Annotated in this window: 1 protein-coding gene; it reads right to left on the bottom strand. The window is 62.4% G+C overall.

All coding sequences use genetic code 11. From position 1 onward, the window contains the following. The coding region (locus SB751_RS30380; protein WP_410749069.1) for a DUF2939 domain-containing protein at positions 1 to 274 on the bottom strand (274 nt) is incomplete at both ends.

Genomic DNA, 274 nt, shown 5'->3' with positions numbered 1-274 from the left:
CAACGCTGCAACACCTTCCGGCGTCGCGTACGCGTCGACCAGCGGGCCGATCAACGCAGACCCGATCAATGCGCCCAGCACCGCGAACGGATTGTTCTTCTTCACCGCGTCGATCCGGCGCATCAATTCTTCCGTGACCTGCTGCTTCAGACTGATGCGCAGCGACGGAAAATCGACGTACTCGCTGACCGCCTGCGCATCGCGCGCATCGATTGCCGATTTGAGCCGGCCGAGTGCCACGTATGGCGACGCATATGCGTAACCGATCGCCGCC

It is taken from the genome of Cupriavidus sp. SIMBA_020 (genome assembly GCF_046535395.1).
Classification (GTDB): Bacteria; Pseudomonadota; Gammaproteobacteria; order Burkholderiales; family Burkholderiaceae; genus Cupriavidus; species Cupriavidus campinensis.
This window is presented reverse-complemented; position numbering and strand designations above follow the sequence as displayed.